Annotated in this window: 16 protein-coding genes and 2 pseudogenes; 7 read left to right on the forward strand and 11 right to left on the reverse strand. The window is 65.8% G+C overall.

What is annotated here, in order from left to right:
* Positions 1 to 13: 13 nt before the first annotated feature.
* Positions 14 to 544 carry a peptide-methionine (R)-S-oxide reductase MsrB gene (gene msrB / locus WT53_RS12925; RefSeq protein WP_034209418.1) on the reverse strand — a complete coding sequence of 177 codons (531 nt, stop codon included), beginning with the start codon at positions 542 to 544 and terminating at the stop codon, positions 14 to 16.
* A gap of 271 nt (positions 545 to 815) precedes the next feature.
* On the opposite strand from msrB, the pseudogene WT53_RS12930 reads away from it, so the two are divergent.
* A pseudogene (locus WT53_RS12930) lies at positions 816 to 1,172 on the forward strand (LysR family substrate-binding domain-containing protein); the annotation flags it as partial.
* 10 nt (positions 1,173 to 1,182) lie between these two features.
* Here WT53_RS12930 and WT53_RS12935 read toward each other — a convergent pair.
* The 3 genes from WT53_RS12935 to WT53_RS34070 all read right to left on the reverse strand — a co-directional run bounded on the left by WT53_RS12935 (position 1,183) and on the right by WT53_RS34070 (position 3,698).
* Entirely contained in the window at positions 1,183 to 2,388 is a 1,206-nt protein-coding gene (locus tag WT53_RS12935) for an MFS transporter (RefSeq protein WP_060260160.1), read from the reverse strand.
* Positions 2,389 to 2,739: 351 nt separating this feature from the next.
* Positions 2,740 to 3,018 carry a hypothetical protein gene (locus tag WT53_RS12940; protein ID WP_034209416.1) on the reverse strand — a complete coding sequence of 93 codons (279 nt, stop codon included), beginning with the start codon at positions 3,016 to 3,018 and terminating at the stop codon, positions 2,740 to 2,742.
* Positions 3,012 to 3,698, reverse strand: a complete 687-nt coding sequence (locus tag WT53_RS34070; protein ID WP_230624972.1) for a hypothetical protein — start codon at positions 3,696 to 3,698, stop codon at positions 3,012 to 3,014. The genes WT53_RS12940 and WT53_RS34070 overlap by 7 nt, the downstream gene beginning before the upstream one ends.
* Before the next feature lie 80 nt (positions 3,699 to 3,778).
* Between WT53_RS34070 and groES the strand changes: the two genes are divergently transcribed.
* From groES to WT53_RS12960, 3 genes are all read left to right on the forward strand, one after another.
* A complete protein-coding gene (gene groES / locus WT53_RS12950; RefSeq protein WP_034209415.1) occupies positions 3,779 to 4,096 on the forward strand; it encodes a co-chaperone GroES in 318 nt (105 codons plus the stop codon).
* An 80-nt stretch (positions 4,097 to 4,176) separates the two neighbouring features.
* Positions 4,177 to 5,799: a chaperonin GroEL gene (groL, locus tag WT53_RS12955; RefSeq protein WP_034209516.1), complete on the forward strand. Its 1,623-nt coding sequence runs from the start codon at positions 4,177 to 4,179 to the stop codon at positions 5,797 to 5,799.
* 115 nt (positions 5,800 to 5,914) lie between these two features.
* Positions 5,915 to 6,202: a hypothetical protein gene (locus WT53_RS12960; RefSeq protein ID WP_034209414.1), complete on the forward strand. Its 288-nt coding sequence runs from the start codon at positions 5,915 to 5,917 to the stop codon at positions 6,200 to 6,202.
* A gap of 111 nt (positions 6,203 to 6,313) precedes the next feature.
* Here WT53_RS12960 and WT53_RS12965 read toward each other — a convergent pair whose 3' ends face one another.
* From WT53_RS12965 to WT53_RS12975, 3 genes are all read right to left on the reverse strand, one after another.
* Positions 6,314 to 7,219 (reverse strand): manganese catalase family protein, encoded by a 906-nt coding sequence (locus WT53_RS12965; RefSeq protein ID WP_034209413.1) that lies wholly within the window; start codon positions 7,217 to 7,219, stop codon positions 6,314 to 6,316.
* 367 nt (positions 7,220 to 7,586) lie between these two features.
* Entirely contained in the window at positions 7,587 to 7,835 is a 249-nt protein-coding gene (locus tag WT53_RS12970) for a hypothetical protein (RefSeq protein WP_060260163.1), read from the reverse strand.
* The gene (locus tag WT53_RS12975) at positions 7,832 to 8,113 is read right to left on the reverse strand and encodes a hypothetical protein (RefSeq protein ID WP_060260178.1); all 282 of its coding nucleotides are present in this window, start codon (positions 8,111 to 8,113) and stop codon (positions 7,832 to 7,834) included. Before WT53_RS12975 ends, WT53_RS12970 begins: the two co-directional genes overlap by 4 nt.
* A 481-nt stretch (positions 8,114 to 8,594) precedes the next feature.
* On the opposite strand from WT53_RS12975, the gene WT53_RS12980 reads away from it, so the two are divergent.
* Both WT53_RS12980 and WT53_RS12985 read left to right on the forward strand, forming a co-directional pair.
* On the forward strand, positions 8,595 to 12,749 hold the full coding sequence (locus WT53_RS12980) for a CheR family methyltransferase (protein ID WP_059782498.1): 4,155 nt from the start codon (positions 8,595 to 8,597) through the stop codon (positions 12,747 to 12,749).
* A gap of 163 nt (positions 12,750 to 12,912) precedes the next feature.
* On the forward strand, positions 12,913 to 13,926 hold the full coding sequence (locus WT53_RS12985; protein WP_060260167.1) for a chemotaxis protein CheB: 1,014 nt from the start codon (positions 12,913 to 12,915) through the stop codon (positions 13,924 to 13,926).
* Between the two features lie 31 nt (positions 13,927 to 13,957).
* On the opposite strand, the gene WT53_RS12990 is transcribed toward WT53_RS12985, so the two are convergent.
* The 4 genes from WT53_RS12990 to WT53_RS13005 form a co-directional block, all read right to left on the reverse strand.
* Positions 13,958 to 15,250, reverse strand: a complete 1,293-nt coding sequence (locus tag WT53_RS12990; RefSeq protein ID WP_060260171.1) for an NRAMP family divalent metal transporter — start codon at positions 15,248 to 15,250, stop codon at positions 13,958 to 13,960.
* A gap of 84 nt (positions 15,251 to 15,334) precedes the next feature.
* Positions 15,335 to 15,931: a hypothetical protein gene (locus WT53_RS12995; RefSeq protein ID WP_257127836.1), complete on the reverse strand. Its 597-nt coding sequence runs from the start codon at positions 15,929 to 15,931 to the stop codon at positions 15,335 to 15,337.
* 88 nt (positions 15,932 to 16,019) lie between these two features.
* A complete protein-coding gene (locus WT53_RS13000) occupies positions 16,020 to 16,616 on the reverse strand; it encodes a hypothetical protein (RefSeq protein ID WP_257127836.1) in 597 nt (198 codons plus the stop codon).
* Positions 16,597 to 17,199 (reverse strand): TetR/AcrR family transcriptional regulator, encoded by a 603-nt coding sequence (locus tag WT53_RS13005; RefSeq protein ID WP_060260174.1) that lies wholly within the window; start codon positions 17,197 to 17,199, stop codon positions 16,597 to 16,599. The genes WT53_RS13000 and WT53_RS13005 overlap by 20 nt, the downstream gene beginning before the upstream one ends.
* A 415-nt stretch (positions 17,200 to 17,614) precedes the next feature.
* Here WT53_RS13005 and WT53_RS13010 point away from each other — a divergent pair.
* Positions 17,615 to 17,859 (forward strand): annotated as a pseudogene (locus WT53_RS13010) (sel1 repeat family protein); the annotation flags it as partial.

Here is a 17,859-nt window from a genome sequence, read left to right on the forward strand (position 1 = left end):
GAGTGGGGCCTGGTCAGGCGGCGGCCGGGTGGAAGGCGAGCGCGACGCCGTTCATGCAGTAGCGCAGGCCGGTCGGCGCCGGGCCGTCGTCGAACACGTGGCCGAGATGGCCGCCGCAGCGGCGGCAGTGCACCTCGGTGCGGACCATCCCGAACGACGCGTCGGTGTCGGTGCCGACTGCGTGGTCGAGCGGTTTCCAGAAGCTCGGCCAGCCCGTATGACTGTCGAACTTGGTGGCCGACGAGAACAGCGCGAGGTCGCAGCCGGCGCACGCGAACGTGCCGTGCCGGTGCTCGTCGTTCAGCGGGCTGCTGAACGGCCGTTCGGTGCCGGCTTCGCGCAGGACCGTGTATTGGGCGGGCGTGAGCCGGCGATGCCATTCGGCGTCGCTGTGCGTGATCTCGAAAGGAGCGGCTTTGGGCGAGCCGGCCGGCGGCGCGGCGAACGCGCGGCCGACCAGCGCGCGGCGGCCGGCGGACGACAGCGCCGCGAGCGCGGCGAGGCCGGTGGCGCCGGCGAACAGCAGGTGTCTGCGGGTGGGCATGATGGGCTCCTGGAAGCGGGTCCTGAAAACATGCGCCCATCGTAGGTGGCGGCCGGTGTCGAAGTCCTCACGGAAAGTTAAATGAATCGTGATGATTGGCCGGCGTTCCGGTCAGGGCGGCTGAAATCCGTTCGAGCCATGTCCGGGAAGGGTTTGCGGGGAATCGACGGTCCGGCAACTTCCACGGAAATCCTGAGCGAACCGCAACTTTTTAGTGTCTTTTCAATGTTCGCGGTGTGGGTCGGCCCCTGCTTGGGATACGCGGGCCTGGGCGACAAGATCTCGATGTCCGGCAAGCAAACTCGTCAAGGAGAATTTCGTCACGTTCCCGGCGGGTTACGGTTCCGCGCTGAATGCGGCGCTCGAGGATCTGTGCGCCCAGGAGGGCGTTGCGCCGCAGATAGGGCCTACCGCATCGCAGATGACGACGCTGGTGTCGCTGGTGGCAGCGGAACGCGGCGTCGCCATCGTGCCCGGCTTCACGTCGACGCTACGACGCTCGGGCGTCGCCTACGTGCCGCTGGCGACGCCGCATGTTCTCGAGTTGGTCGTCACATGGTCCGAGCCGTTCTCGTCGACCTGCGTCGGGCAGTTCATCGAGTTCGTCAGGTCGGCCGCGGCCGGCTAGGTGCGGCCGGCTAGGCTTCCAGGCCCTTCTGCACGTACCACGACAACGGCAGTGTCAACAGCAGGATCGAGGCCAGCGCGAGCAGCGCGGTCGGGACGCCCGCGATGTCGCCGAGACGGCCGAAAAGCATCGGCGACAGCGCGCCGCCGCCGATCGTACCCGTATAGAACAACGCGAACGCCTGCTCGCGCTTGCCGACACCGGCCAGTTCCGGCACGACGCCATAGAGCACGGACGATGTTCCGTTCAGCGCCAGTCCAAGCAGCGGCAGCATCGCCATCATCGCGAAGAGCGGCGAGAACACGGCGAGCACGATCAGCAGCGACGTGGCGGACTCCGTGAGCCACACCGTCTTCATCATCCCGATGCGTGCGCCCAGATAGCCGCAGAACAGCTTGCCGAACGCACCGCCCACGAACAGCAACGTGAGCGCTAGACCGATACCGGCCGTGCCGGCCCCCTTGCTTTTGAGCAGGAACGGCAGAAACGTCAGAAAGCCCATCCGCACGGCACTGTCGAGGGTGCCGGTCGCGAGCAGCGCACGCAAGCCGCCGGACGAACCGCTACCGGAGGCCGCTTTCGGCGTCTTGTCGCGTGCCGTGCGTGACGAGTCGCGCGACGGAATCAGCCACCACATCAGGCCCGCCGAAACCACGCCCAGCAGGCCGATCAGCGTGGCGCCGGTGCGCCACGTCACGACCGTCAACAGAAGGCCGATCAGGCCTGGTATCAGCGTCTTGCCGATGTCTCCGGAGAAGTTGTATTGGGCCAGCGCCTCCTTCACGCCTCCGCCTGCCTCGTAGGAATCGGTGACCATCGACGATGCCAGGGGATGCTGCGTGCTGGCGCCCAGGCCGCCCAGCGCCAGCGCGATCAGCAGTACCGTCAGCCCACCGGCCTGACCGGCGATCAGGTAGGCAATGCCCGCGAGGGCGGTCCCGGCCACCAGCATGCGCTCGCGCCCCCATCGTCGCGCTGCCTGGCTCGCAAGCAACTGAAAACTCGCCATCACGCCGGAATAGAGCCCGCGTAACAAGCCGATTTGAGCGTAATTGAGCGCGAACTGGGCCTGCCAGATCGGAAGCAGTACGTAAATGACGTCGGTCAGCCCGTCGTGTACGGCGTGCGCGCCGCAGGCGGCGATCAGCGAGCGACGACGGGACGGATCGGGGACATGCAGTGCCTCACGAGAGACTTCGCTTTTCAAATCGCTCATTTTGTTGATTATGTGCCGGATGTTGGTCGCGGTTCGCGATCATTCCCGGAGACCAAGCGGCGGCGGAGTAGCGAGTTCGTCGAGATGGAAGTATCGCGAATTTGCCGCGGGCGATCGGCAAGTCAGACACGCCGATCCGTCCTTCCGGCTATCGACGATATCGACGTGCTCGCCGATTGCGGGCAGTGCTGGCTACGCGTAGGAACGCGTCGATGATAAACCAGAACGTCCTCCGGTCGGCCTCGCGTGATTGGCCGGCGAGGCCGAGCCGTCGATCCGCTTCCACGAAGCGGAGGGAATGGTCCACCGCTGGCCTGGCGACGGCACCGCGCTGCTGCCCCGGCCCTCGCGTCATCCGGCCTCGTCCGAGAGCGACACGGGCGCAGCATGCCGACCGTCGCGCTCTGCCGCCGCCTCCTGGCTGCGGCGGAAACCGGTATCGGCTCCGAGCGCGTGGAGGATCGATCGGCCCTTCTTCGTCAGATATGCGCGCCGACGGCCGGGAGCGGCATGTTCGAGCATGACGAGTTGTCGTTCGAGCAACGCATCGAGTTCGGCGCGATTCATGTCGAGCTGATCCGGCGCCTCGTACACCAGCATCAGCGTCGCGAATTCGTGCGGGCTCAGCATGGCCGCCTCCCGTCGCGCACGGCACCGCCGCTGGCAGGCGTCGCGAAGAAAAACGAAATATGGTGCAGCGCGCGTCCACGGGTGGCGACTCGACGGCGCGGCAGCTTCGGTCGACCGATCGCGGCGGGTGGGTCGATGCGACGTAACGCGAGCGGCTTGCGCGCGGCGCGTACTCGGGCACCGATCGGCGCGAAGCGACCGTTGCCGTTGCGCGCGACCCGCAGGCCGGCCGACAGACCCGCGACGACGCGGACGACGCGTCGTGGCCGGCGGCCGCCTTCCGTCAGTCGATCGGAGGTGAGGAAAGGATCGTTCATGATTCGCTCCCGGTTGGACCTCGCACGGAGGACGAACCGGACCACGCGCTCCAGTTCGTCGATCCGCGAGAGGCCTCGCTGACAAACAAATCGAAACACGCAGCGCGTAAGCCGCGGCTGCTTGAGCGATACCAAAATAGGATGGCAAGCGCGGATTTCAAGCGCCGTTTTGCGACGATTCGCGCGGCCCGGCGCGGCGACCGTCGAGGCCGCACAGGCGCTCGTCGCGCGGCATCGCGAGACGCGCGGCGGCCGGACGAGCGCGGTTTTCGGCTTGAAACATTTTGTTACATATGCGCTTTCGTCGCCCTCTTGAAGCGCGCTTGCCGCGCCACTATTTCGCTTTTCGCCAATCGATGGCACGCCGGCGCGCCGCAGCCTTCGCGCGTGCAGGTGCTGGCGGATTCCCTTTTCCAGGTGATCTCATCGCTCAGGAGATGAAAATGCAGATTCGTCCCCTCTACGACCGGGTTATCGTCAAGCGAATCGAACAGCAACGGACGACAGCCTCCGGCATCGTGATTCCCGATTCGGCGGCCGAACGGCCCGAGCAGGGTGAAGTGATTGCGGTCGGCAGCGGCCGGCTGCTCCAGGACGGCTCGCAGCGCCCGCTGCAGCTCCAGGTCGGCGACCAGGTTCTCTTCGGCAAATATGCAGGCCAGACCGTGAAGGTGAACGGCGAGGAACTGCTCGTGATGCGCGAAGAGGACGTCATGGGCGTACTCGAACCCGAATCTCAGGCTGCCAGGAAAGCGGCCTGAATACCGATTCGACCGCGTCGCACGGGTAGGTGCCCGATGCGCGCGGCATCTCGTTCAACGACTGTATCCGGAGCAAGAAAATGACCGTAAAAGACGTGAAATTCCGCGATGGCGCCCGCCAGCAGATCGTCAAGGGCGTGAACGTGCTGGCCGACGCGGTGAAGGTGACGCTCGGCCCGAAGGGCCGCAACGTCGTGATCGAACGCAGCTTCGGCGCGCCCGTGATCACGAAGGACGGCGTGTCGGTCGCGAAGGAAATCGAGCTGAAGGACCGCTTCGAGAACATGGGCGCGCAGATCGTCAAGCAGGTCGCGTCCAAGACGGCCGACGTGGCCGGCGACGGGACGACCACCGCCACCGTGCTCGCGCAGGCGATCGTACAGGAAGGCATGAAGCACGTCGCGGCCGGCATGAACCCGATGGATCTGAAGCGCGGCATCGACAAGGCCGTCGGCGCGGTGCTCGACGAGCTGCGCAAGCTGTCCCGGCCGATTTCGACGCACAAGGAAATCGCGCAGGTCGGCGCGATTTCCGCGAACTCGGACGATGCGATCGGCAAGATCATCGCCGACGCGATGGAGAAAGTGGGCAAGGACGGCGTGATCACCGTCGAGGACGGCAAGTCGCTGGAGAACGAACTCGACGTGGTCGAAGGCATGCAGTTCGATCGCGGTTACGTGAGCCCGTATTTCATCAACGATCCGGCGAAGCAGGCGGCCTATCTCGACGATGCGCTGATTCTGCTGCACGACAAGAAGATTTCCAGTGTCCGCGACCTGCTGCCGATTCTCGAAGCGGCGTCCAAGGCCGGCAAGCCGCTGCTGATCGTCGCCGAGGATGTCGAGGCCGAAGCGCTCGCGACGCTCGTCGTGAATTCGATGCGCGGCATCCTGAAGGTCGCCGCCGTCAAGGCGCCGGGTTTCGGCGACCGGCGCAAGGCCATGCTGGAGGATCTCGCGATCCTGACCGGTGCGACTGTCATCTCGGAGGAAACCGGCAAGCAGCTCGACAAGGCCACGCTCGAGGATCTTGGCAGTGCGAAGCGTGTGGAGGTGCGCAAGGACGATACGATCATCATCGACGGCGCGGGCGACGCAGCGCGCATCGACGCGCGCGTGAAGTCGATTCGCGTGCAGATCGACGAAGCGACGAGCGACTACGATCGCGAGAAGCTGCAGGAGCGTGTCGCGAAACTCGCGGGCGGCGTGGCGGTGATCAAGGTCGGCGCGGTCACCGAGGTCGAAATGAAGGAGAAGAAGGATCGCGTCGACGATGCGCTGCATGCGACGCGCGCCGCGGTCGAGGAGGGCATCGTGCCGGGCGGCGGCGTCGCGCTGCTGCGTGCGCGCGCGGCGCTGTCGGACATCCGGGGCGCGAATGCGGATCAGGACGCCGGCATCCGGATCGTGCTGCGCGCGCTGGAGGCGCCGCTGCGCATCATCGCGGCCAATGCGGGCGACGAACCGTCGGTCGTGGTCTCGAAGGTGCTCGAAGGCACCGGGAACTTCGGCTACAACGCGGCGACCGGCGAGTACGGCGATCTGGTGGACGCGGGCGTGGTCGACCCGACCAAGGTCACGCGTACCGCGCTGCAGAACGCCGCGTCGATCGCGAGCCTCGTGCTGACGACCGATGCGACCGTCGCGCAAGCGCCGAAAGAAGACGGCGCCGAGCCGGCTCCCGCGCCCGAACTCGGCTACTGACCCGCATCGCAGGCTTGCCTGCGATCGTCGCACAGCCGCTGGCCGGAGCGGCTTTTCCCGGCGCGCGCGACAACGGGGGGCGCCGCGCCGCCTTTTCATGTTTGCGAAACCGACCATGAAGCTCGAACTTTCGATCGATTCCAGGCCGCTGCACGTCGAACTCGACGACGTCATCGCCGGCCTGCTCGCCGCGCGGCTCGGCCTGCCGCCGGAAGGCGATCATCGCGTCGCGATCGGCCGCTATCTGGGCGACGCGGCCGGGCCGTGGACGCTGGATGACGATCATATGCGCAAGCGCGTGATGCGCCGCCTGATCCTCGACATCGCCGATCCGACGCTGGTCATCCAGTACCTGATGGCCGATCAGACGGACCAGACCGGGCCCGGCGAAGCAGGCGAGTGACGTACGCCGAACGCGCGTTCGCCCGTCCGCCCGTCCGACGACGCATCCGGCGCGCCTCCTGTCGCTGCGCCGGCGCGTCGGCATCGCCGTCTCGCGCCGGGAAGCCGCGACTCAGGCGCCGTCCGGCTTGCCCGGCTTGCGGCCCTGGGGAGCCGGCGGACCCGCGCCGAGCTCGGCACCCGTCACCGGGTCGCTGTCCGGATCGGATGCGAGTCGCTGCGCCATCGCCTCGATGGCGTCCGCTTGCTGCGCGTCGAGCATGCCTTCCGCAATGCCGCTGCCGCCGTCGACCGCGGGTTCGGCGGGGCGGATTTCGAGTTCGCCGCCGTGGTTCCATGGTCCGACCAGCGGCGCCGCGTCCGGCTGCATCCGGAAGTACACGTGATCGTACGGCGCCTTCGGCGGCAGCTTGCCCGGCGGGAAGTTCGCGGTGATCGCGTACAGCGCTTTCTCGAACGACATCTGGTGCGACACCTCGCGCGTCATCAGGAAGCCGAGCGCGTCGCGGATATCCGGATCGTCGGTCACGTTGATGAGCCGCTCGTAGATGATCTTCGCGCGTGCTTCGGCCGCGATGTTCGAGCGCAGGTCCGCCGTCGGTTCGCCGATCGTGTCGATGTACGCGGCCGACCACGGCACGCCGCCCGAATTGGTCAACGGTGCGCCCGCGCCGTACAGCACCTGCGTCACGTGGCTGTCGTTGCCCGCGCCGTGCAGCTTGCGGTACAGCTCGGCCTGTTCGTCGACCGCTTCCGCCAGCTCGCCCTTGGCGCCGCGATTCAGCATCGCGGCCATCGAGCCGATCACTTCGAGGTGGCTCAGCTCCTCGGTGGCGATGTCGAGCAGCATGTCCTTGCGGCCGGGATCCTCTTCGGTGATCGCCTGCGTGAAATAGCGCATCGCGGCGGCGAGCTCGCCCTGCGGGCCGCCGAACTGCTCGAGCAGCAGGTTGGCGAGTCCGGGATTCGGCGCGCCCACGCGCACCGTGTACTGAAGCCGTGTGTTGTGGATGAACATGGCATCTCCGTTGAAAGGGTTGCGCGACATTCGCCCGGTGGAAACAGCATGAATCGATCCCATGGTCGGCCGACGATACCGGGCATGCGCGATGCCGGCCGATGGGGGCCGCGACAGGTGTGGCTTTTCGTGGGTGCTGGTGCGGTTCGTCGTGCGGCACGCGTGCATCGTGCCGACTGGCGAGAGTCGGCGCGGACATGGACCCGCGCCGGGCGACGAAGCAGCGATCGTGCGATCGGCTCGCGACGGGCAGCGTCTCGCGGGCGACGCTGCCTGCCCCCGATGCAAGGCGCCGCATGCGAACACGGCAGTGATGGCGGCGACCCGGGCGCGCGTCGCGTGACCCGCGGTCGGCGTCGCCGGATTTTCAAGCGGTTGTCATTTCGGCTGCATAGGCCGTGTCACGCCGGCGCGTGACGTGCGTTTCGTGAATGGCGACGCGCGGCGACGGACATGCCGTGTTGCTGGCCGGGCCGATCGGCGCGATGGCGTTGCGGTTGGGCTGCACCTGAATGGCCGGAGCGTCAGCGTCCGGACGATCGTGGCAGGCCATGTTCTCCGCGATGACGCGCGAACCGGATGACGCCAGGCGCGCGCCGGCCGGCATGCCGGTCATCTTGCTTTCAGCATTTCGTCGGCGAGCCGATAGGCGCTGACCGCGCGCTTCAATTCGTAGTCGGCGATCGTCGACACGTTGCGCCCGGCGTCACGCGACAGCAGGCCCTGCAGCGCGGCGGCGGCGAAGAAATCGCGCAGGTCCGGCGTCGCGGATTTCGGCTCGGGCGGAGCGGCTTCGACGATCGGCCCCGCTTGCCAGAAAACGGGCGACGGCGTGGCTGCCTTGGAGACGGCGGCGGTTTGCTTGATGCTCACATCCTGGGAAAACGGCGTCATTTCTTCCCCTTCGATCAAGTATCTGTTGGCGAAGCAGCGTAACGTCCCCGATTGCGCAGGCGAGCATCGTTTCGTGTAGTTCCTGAGCGGTACTAACCGCTTGATCGACGCGAATATTCGCCGGTAATACGGCATCCGTCAAAGGAAATAAATTGAATTCGACGGGCCGACGCACGAGCATGATTCGTTCCCGCTGGCGATCGATGGGAAGCATCGCGTTTCGCCAACCGATGTGGATGGTATGTCGGCACGAATGACGCCCCGGTGACACACCCGTGTGCGGGCGTGACGCTCCCTGCACGAGGATTGCAAGCCTTCCGTCAGGCGCTCGGTCGCGCTTGCCGGTGCCGTACAATTGCAGATGAAAGCTCAGGGGGAAGTATCACGCGCGGGATCGTGGCGCGACCGGACGAGCGCGACGCGACCCGGCACCGATCGGCGCCAGGCACACGATGTTCCGCAACACCATCAGGAGAATTCAATGGCACGGCAAGCGCCTGCGCACAAGGAGCGGCCTCTGTCGCCCGCGACGTTGAAGAGCGATCTGTCGTTTCCGGTCGTGGGCATCGGTGCGTCGGCAGGCGGTACGATGGCCTTGCAGACCTTTTTCGAGAGCGCGCCGACGGGCATGGACATGGCGTTCGTCGTCGTCGTCCATCTCGCGCCGGAACAGGTCAGTCATATGGACACGGTCCTGCAGCGCACGACGGGCATGTCGGTGCATCAGGTGACGTCCACGGTACCGATCGAGAAAAACCACATCTATGTGATCGCACCGGGCATGCAGCTCGAGATGTCGGACGGTTGCCTTCGTTGCCGCAGCCGGGACCCGTCCGACGAGATTCCGTTCACGATCGATCACTTCTTTCGGACGCTGGCGGACGCGCACGACTGGCGCGCGATCGGCATCGTGATGTCCGGCACCGGCTCCGACGGCGCAGCGGGCTTGAGCCGCATCAAGGAGGCGGGCGGCATTACGCTCGCGCAGACGCCGGACGACGCCGAGCACGCGGAGATGCCGCAGCACGCGATTGCGATGGCCCGCGTCGATATCGTGCTGCCGGCGGCCGAGATGCCGCAACGGTTGCTCGAACTCTGGTCGAATGCGCGCCGCATCGAACAGCAGAGCCTCGAATTCGCGCAATCGCTGCACCACGTCGATCGGCCGACGATCAACGATCCCGAACGCGCGCTCTCCGACATTCTGATGCACCTGAGGGTACGCACGGGCCACGATTTCAGGCTGTACAAGCGGGCGACCGTGCTGCGGCGTATCGAGCGGCGTATGCAGGTCAACGGCCAGCGCGATCTCCTCGCGTACCGGGATTTCCTGCGGGCCACGCCGGAAGAAGCGAACGCGCTGCTGGCTGACATGCTGATCGGCGTGACCCAGTTCTTCCGCGATCGAGAAGCCTTCGATTTCCTCGAACGGGAAGTGATCGGCTCGTTGTTCGCGTCGGAGTCCGGCGAGGAGCAGGTACGCGTGTGGGTGGCCGGATGCGCGACGGGCGAGGAGGCGTACTCGATCTCGCTGCTGCTGGCGCGGGCGCGCGAGGCCGCGATGTCGAGCCAGGCCATCCAGGTCTTCGCGACCGATATCGACGAAGCGGCGATCGTCCGCGCGCGGACCGGTTCCTACCCGCTGTCGATCGCGAGCGATGTGCCCGCCCCGCTGCTGCAGCGGTATTTCACGCGGGAAGGCGCGCACTACGTGATCGCGAAGGCGGTGCGCGAACGCATCCTGTTCGCGGCGCACAGCCTGCTGCGCGATCCACCGTTCTCGCATCTCGACCTGATCTCGTGCCGCAACGTGCTGATCTATCTCGAGCGGGCGGTGCAGCGGCAAATCCTGGAGCTGTTCCATTTCGCGTTGCGCCCCAACGGCTACCTGTTTCTCGGCACCGCGGAATCGGCCGATGCGGCGGACGATCTGTTTGCCGTCGTGGACAAGAAACGCCGGATCTACCGCGCACGCGTCGTCACGCATCGCGCGAAGCCGGCCACGGGCTTTCCGCCGCTGTTCCAGGTCGAATCCGGCGCATCCGACGAGCGGGCCGCGCCGCAGCCGCCGTTGCGGGTGCCGGCCAGCCCGGCACAGCGCAACTTCTCCTATTCGGAGCTCCATCAGCGCGCGCTCGAAACGTATTCGCCGCCGAGCGTCATCATCGACAAGGAATCGAACGTCGTTCATCTGTCGGATAACGCCGGCCGGTTCCTGCGGCACGTCGGCGGCGAACTGTCGAGCAACATCATGACGCTGGTGCTGCCGGATCTGCGGCTCGATCTGCGCACCGCGATTTTCCGTGCGCTGCAAACGGGCACGAGCGTGGAGGCGCGCCGGGTGAAGTGGGCGCACGACGCCCGCGTGTCGTGGATCAACATGACGGTCAGGCCGTTTCACGACAAGGTCGCGAATGCGGAATTCCTGCTCATCGTGTTCGACGAGGTGGCCGGCCGCATGACCGAGGAGGATCAGGTCGAGACGAGCGGGCAGGATCCGGTTCTGGCCCAGCTCGAACAGGAACTGCAGCACAGCCGCGAGCAACTTGCGACGATCATCGAGCAGTACGAAACGTCCGTCGAGGAATTGAAGGCGTCGAACGAGGAGCTGCAGGCGATCAACGAAGAGCTGCGCTCCACGAGCGAGGAACTGGAAAGCAGCAAGGAGGAACTGCAGTCGGTCAACGAGGAGTTGACGACGGCCAACGCCGAAATGCAGGCAAGGATCGAAGACACCGCGAAAGCGAACGACGACCTCCACAACATCATCGCGTCGAGCGAGATCGCGACCGTGTTCGTCGACAAGGAAATCCGGGTCAAGCGGTTTACGCCCAACGCCACCGCGATTTTCAACCTGATCGATACGGACCTGGGCAGATCGCTATTTCACATTACTCACGCACTGCGGTATCCGACGCTGGCCGACGATGTCCGGCAGTCGTTTCAGTCGCTGCGGTTGATCGAGCGCGAGATCGAGAGCGAGGCCGGCCGGTGGTATCTGATGCGGTTGCTGCCCTACCGGACGGCGGACGATCACATCGACGGCGCGGTGATCACGCTGATCGACATCACCGACCGGCATCACGCGGAAGAGGCGGCGCGGGCGGGCGAGCAGCGCCTGCGTCTGGTCGCGCAATCGACCAAGGACTACGCGATCATCATCCAGGACGGCAACGGGTCCATCGTGAGCTGGAACGCCGGTGCGGAGCGCATATTCGGCTATACGGAAGAAGAGATGATCGGCCAGGACGTCGAGCTGATCTACGAGCCGAGCGACCGGCAGGCGCTCGTGCCGATGCGCGAGCGCGACATCGCGACCCGCGAAGGGCGCGCGGACGACGAACGCTGGCACCGGACCAAGGACGGGCGACGGATTTTCTGTAGCGGCGTCGTCACGCCGATTTCGGATACGTCGTTCAACGGCTTCGCGAAGATCGTGCGCGACATGACGCTGCGCAAGCAGAGCGACGACGCGAACCGCGAAGCGCTCGCGCGGGAACAGGCGGCCCGCGAGCAGGCGCTCAGTTCGAATCAGCTGAAGGACGAGTTCATTGCGGTGCTGTCCCACGAGCTGAGGCATCCGCTCAACCTGATCGGCGTCAAGTCGGAAATGCTGCCGCGCCTGCCGGAGACGCGCGACATTCCCGCCGTGCGCGAAGCCGCGGATTCGATTCGGCAGGCCGTGCGCGCACAGGCGCAGATCATCGACGACCTGCTCGATCTGTCGCGCATCCAGACCGGCAAGCTCGCGCTCGAGCTGGGCCGGGTCGACCTGACGGCGATGTTGCGCAGCATCACGGATACCTGCGAGGTCGACGTGCACGCACGCGGCCTGGTCTTGCAAACGGAGCTGCCGACGGAGCCGGCCATCGCGCTGGCCGATCCGGTGCGATGCGAGCAGATTTTCTGGAACCTGATGTCCAACGCGCTCAAGTACACGCAACCGCACGGCCAGATCATCGTGCGTCTCGTGCATGAGGGCAAGATGCTGCGCGTCGACGTGATCGACGACGGGCAGGGGATCGACGGAGATACGCTTCCGCATGTCTTCGACATGTTCCGGCAGGCGCCGCGGGACAGGACGCGGGGCGGTCTCGGCATCGGGCTGGCGCTGGTTCGGCAACTCGTCGAAATGCACGGCGGCCGGATCGCCGCGATGTCCGATGGCCCGGGGGCCGGCACCACGATGACGGTATGGCTGCCAGCCGCATCGACCGAGCGCGCGGCGTCTGCGGGCAGCGGCGTGCCGGACGGGAATATCGCCGGCCTGCGCGTGCTGCTGGTCGAGGACGATCAGGAGACGGCGATGTCGCTCACCGCGCTGCTGGAGCTGGCGGGGGCGGAGGTCCAGGCCGCGAAAAGCGGAGCCGCGGCGTTGACGATGCTGCAGGAGGCGCCCGTCGACGCGATCGTGTCCGACATCGGGCTTCCCGACATGGATGGCTACGAGTTGCTTCGGCGGATCAAGGCCGATCCCCGGTGGGCCACGCTCCGGACCGTTGCGCTGACCGGCCGCAATCGCCTGGACGATGTCCGGGCCGCGACGGAGGCCGGTTTCGACAGCCATCTGTCGAAACCGCTCGATTTCGGGATGTTGCTCGCGGTACTCGGCGACACGCGTCGCGATACCCGATGACGGCCGACGGCCCGAGCGTGCGTCGCGGGTCGTTCGGGCGTGGCTCGCCGCCGCGGCATGTGCGGCAATCGCCATTCGACCCGCATTGCGCCGGCTGCGTTCGCCAGTGACGGAATCGCGGTTCAGGCACCCGATTTGCGGCTGTGTCCGCAAAGGGGGGTCTATGGATCGTCGAGATATCGTCGTAGTCGCATCGTCCAGGGGCGGGCTCCCGGTTCTCCGGACCCTCGTGGCGGGCATCGCCGCGGACTTTCCGGTGCCGATTTGCATCGTGCAGCACATTGGTCGACATCGGACGATTCTGCCCGAGCTGTTGTCGCGATGGAGCGCGCTGGATGCACGCGAGGCGCGACACGGGCAACCGCCACAGGCCGGCAGAATTTACGTGGCCCCGCCCGACAGACACATGATCGTGCGCGGCGGCAATCTTTGGCTGCTCGATACGGCCGCCGAGAACTTCACCCGGCCGGCTGCCGATCCGCTGTTCCGGTCTGCCGCCCGCGAATACGGGCCCGGTGCGATCGGCGTGGTGCTCAGCGGCGACCTCGATGATGGCGCGGCCGGCCTGGCGGCGATTCGCGCCCGGGGCGGGTACGGTATCGTTCAGGATCCCGACGAATGTGAAGCGCCGTCGATGCCGCGCAGCGCACTGGCCGCGGCGGGCGCCGATATGGTCGCAAGGGCCGGAGAACTGACGCAGGCCATTCATGCAGCGGTCTACGGCGCACGTGTGAAGGAGCGGCGAAAGATGGCAGACTTGCGCGACTTGGACCACCTGGACCACGAGAGCCGGATTGCTGAGGAGGGCCTCGTCGAGCCCGGGCGGCTTGACGAAATCGGCACGCGTTCGGCGCTCACGTGCCCTACTTGTCACGGCGTGCTCTGGCGCATGCGCGACGATCGTCCGTTGCGATACCGATGCCACACCGGGCATGCGTTCTCCGCGCTTTCTCTCGACGACGCGGAAGCCCAGAAAGCGGAGGATGCGATCTGGGGGGCGATCCGTGCGGTTCACGAGCGCATGATCTTTGCGCGCGAGCGCCAGGAATGGGCGCGCCGAACCGGCAACGCCGAGGACGTCGCGATCGAACAGATCCGCATCGACGAGAACCAGCGGCTCGCGGACGTGCTGCGCGATGCGGTCGGCGCCGCGCTGGGCGGGGGCGAGCCGGACTGAGCAGCGGCTCGCGGCCTCCGCGCCGCGGCTTTTATCCGGGCACGAACACGCCCAGCGCCGCGATCGCCATCGCGAGCGTCGCGATCCATCCTCCCCACGCAAGCGGGCCTCTGACGGCAAACTCGCCCATGACTCGCTTGCTTCCCGCCATCAGCATCATCACGACCATGATCGGAACGGCGCTCACCCCATTGATGACAGCGCTCCAGTAAAGCGCGCGGATCGGGTCGAAATGCATGAACGTGAACGCGATTCCGCCGACGATCGCCAACACGATCACCGCATAGAATTCGGGCGCGACGCCCAACTGCAGCGCGAGACTGTTGCGCCAGCGAAACGTGCCGGCCGCCGCATAGGCGGCCGATCCCGCGAGCACCGGCAGCGCGAGCAGGCCGGTGCCGACGATGCCGAGCGCGAACAGCACGTACGCGAAGTGACCGGCAAGCGGCTCGAGCGCCCGCGCGGCGTCCGCCGACGTCTTGACGTCGATGTGATGCGCGTTGAGCGTGGCCGCTGCCGTCAGCACGATGAAGAATGCGATCACGTTCGACACGCCCATGCCGAACCACGTATCGAAGCTGATCCGGCGCAACTGCGCGGGCGCCTGGCCCGGCATGCGTCGCAGCGGCCGCTGGTTCGGCGCGGCGCGCAATTCCTCGACCTCCTGGGACGCCTGCCAGAAAAACAGATACGGGCTGATGGTCGTGCCGAGCACGGCGACGACCGTGGTCAGATAGGCGGCGCTCAGTTGCGCATGCGGCATCACGATCGCGCGACCGACCTCGGCCCAGTCGACGGGCACGATGAGGGCGACCGCGACATAGGCCAGCAGCGTCAGCGCCGTCCATTTGAGCAATCGCGCGTAGCGGTCGTACGGGACGAAAACCTGCAGCACGACCGACACGCCGCCGAGGCACACGATGTAGAGCTGTTGCGGGCCGGGCAGCAACAAATTGACTGCCGCGCCCATGGCCGACAAGTCGGCCGCGATGTTGATCACGTTGGCCGTGATCAGCAGCACGACCGTCGCGTACAGCAGCCATTGCGGGTAGTGCGTGCGCATGTTGGATGCGAGACCCTTGCCCGTCACGCGGCCGATGCGTGCGCTGACCAACTGGATGGCCGTCATCAGCGGGTACGTCAACAACAACGCCCACAGCAGTTCGAAGGCGAACTGCGCGCCCGCCTGCGAGTACGTGCCGATGCCGGAAGGATCGTCGTCGGCGGCGCCGGTGATCAGGCCGGGGCCGAGGCGGCGGACCCACGTGACGGCGTTCGGGTCCGGCTCCGTCGGCTCGGGCTGAAGCAAATCGTTGTCGTTCATGATGGCGCGCCTCCCGAGGAGTGCAGCAGGCGCAATCGCCGTGCCCGCTTCACAGGTGTCTCGCGCGGGCGGCGCAGGCGGGCGTTACGGTCCGTTCGGCGTCGCCGTGTTGCCCGCGTCGACCTTGATTGTCTGTTCCTTCGATACCAGCCGGCCGCCGACCATGCTTCCGCCGCCGAGGCGCAACTTCAGGAGCGCCGGTTCGTTTGCATCGAGTCCCGACAGATAATCCAGACCGTACAATCCCGCGCGATCATGGAACGGGATGAACCAGGAAGAGCAGAACGCCGACGTGGGAATCGGGCACCGGGTGTGGATGTCGAGCCGCCGGGCAGAGAACGGATAGTCGTCGATATCGGTTGCGCTCACATCGAATCGCTTTTGGATGGTGAGCGGCGTGACGGTGTAGCGGAGGTAGACGTGGTGGGCCCACAGCGTATTGTCGAACGACGCCAGATCTTCGGCGGTGTACGCAACGATCGTGAGGCCGTTCCGGTCCCGGTGCTGGATTTCGTATCGGCTGACATCTATCGACTTGCAGCCGGCACACGCGATTGCCGCACCCAGCGCGAAACTGATCAAACGCATCCGGTCATGCATGTCGTCCTCCCGCGCCTCGCGGTTTCGGTTCGCCTGCAATACGATGGTGCGCGACGTGGCGTTACGTCCGGCTACCTGCACCGTCGGCGGCCGAGACCGTTGCGTGCATCGCCTGGTCGAGAAGGGCGTGCGCGGCTTGCCACGCGCGCGCGGGCGGCGCAGGCGGGCGTTACGGTCCGTTCGGCGTCGCCGTGTTGCCCGCGTCGACCTTGATTGTCTGTTCCTTCGATACCAGCCGGCCGCCGACCATGCTTCCGCCGCCGAGGCGCAACTTCAGGAGCGCCGGTTCGTTTGCATCGAGTCCCGACAGATAATCCAGACCGTACAATCCCGCGCGATCATGGAACGGGATGAACCAGGAAGAGCAGAACGCCGACGTGGGAATCGGGCACCGGGTGTGGATGTCGAGCCGCCGGGCAGAGAACGGATAGTCGTCGATATCGGTTGCGCTCACATCGAATCGCTTTTGGATGGTGAGCGGCGTGACGGTGTAGCGGAGGTAGACGTGGTGGGCCCACAGCGTATTGTCGAACGACGCCAGATCTTCGGCGGTGTACGCAACGATCGTGAGGCCGTTCCGGTCCCGGTGCTGGATTTCGTATCGGCTGACATCTATCGACTTGCAGCCGGCACACGCGATTGCCGCACCCAGCGCGAAACTGATCAAACGCATCCGGTCATGCATGTCGTCCTCCCGCGCCTCGCGGTTTCGGTTCGCCTGCAATACGATGGTGCGCGACGTGGCGTTACGTCCGGCTACCTGCACCGTCGGCGGCCGAGACCGTTGCGTGCATCGCCTGGTCGAGAAGGGCGTGCGCGGCTTGCCACGCGCGCGCGGCCGCCGCGGAGTCGTTGAACGCCCGCGCTTCGACCGTGGCGCCGTCCAGCAGCATCATGAAGACGGTCGCCAGCCGGTTTGCGGTTTCGGCCGGCACGAGCGCTCCGATCAGTTCGGCGATCCATTTGACCATTTTGCGACGATAGCGGATCGCGACATCCGAGATCGGTGTATAAGCGGTGCCGAATTCGGCCAGCGCACGCTCGAACAGGCAGCCGGCAAATTCAGGTGTCCTGAACCAGGCTGCGTACCAGTCGAAGATGGTCTTGACGCGCTCGACCGGATCGACGACGTGCTGCAATTGCGCGGCGATGCTGCCGACGATCAGGTCGTAGCGCTGCACCAGCACTTCGCGGATCAGCTCGTCCTTGCTCGCGAAATGCCGGTACAGCGTCATTCGGGCGACACCGGAATCGTCGATGATCCAGTCGACGCCCACCGGGTGGAATCCGTGCCTGGAGAACAGTTCGGTCGCTTTGTCTACCACCAGTTGGCGTTTGTTGGCTCGCACGAACGGCTTCCTCCTCGATATTTCAACGGCATAGACCGATTATTCTAGCATCATGCCGGTCGATGAAATCGGCTTCCCGGATCTGTTTGACGGCAGTTCTGCCCCGCCAGTCTTCGCTGACGAGGCGGTTATCGAGTCGTCTTGACTATTGGATAGACCGATATGTATCATTTGAGCCCAGAAAGCAGCGATCGATATTGAGTGGATTAAAGAGACAGAACGGGGGCAGGTTCCCGCGAGCAGTTTTCCGCCGTATCAGCCGCTGCAACGATGTTTCAAGACGAAAAGAGAACCTGAGAGAACCTTGGTACGCGGGCCCGCGGACGATGTTCGCCGCACCCCGCACCGGCCGGGGCATGCTCGCGGGCGAGCGCGCGAAGCAATACGGCGCCAATGAAACGTGAGGAAAATACCCATGTATCGCCGTTTACTCGCACCGGGGCTGCTGTTGCTGTTGGCCGCGTGCGCGCAGGATCCGTCGGTCACCGCCGGCACGGTACGGATCTGCGACGACACCGGGTGTTCCGATCGCCCTAAAGATCAGGTGTCCTATAAAAAGGACGACGCGGAAGACCGCGAGGACCCGCGCATCGCCGCGCTCAAGCAAACCGCGAAAACCCAGCCGAAGGCCGCCTACGATCTCGGCCTGCGCTACTTCCG

The sequence above is a fragment of the Burkholderia sp. MSMB2157WGS genome (assembly GCF_001532755.1).
Taxonomy (GTDB): Bacteria; Pseudomonadota; Gammaproteobacteria; order Burkholderiales; family Burkholderiaceae; genus Burkholderia.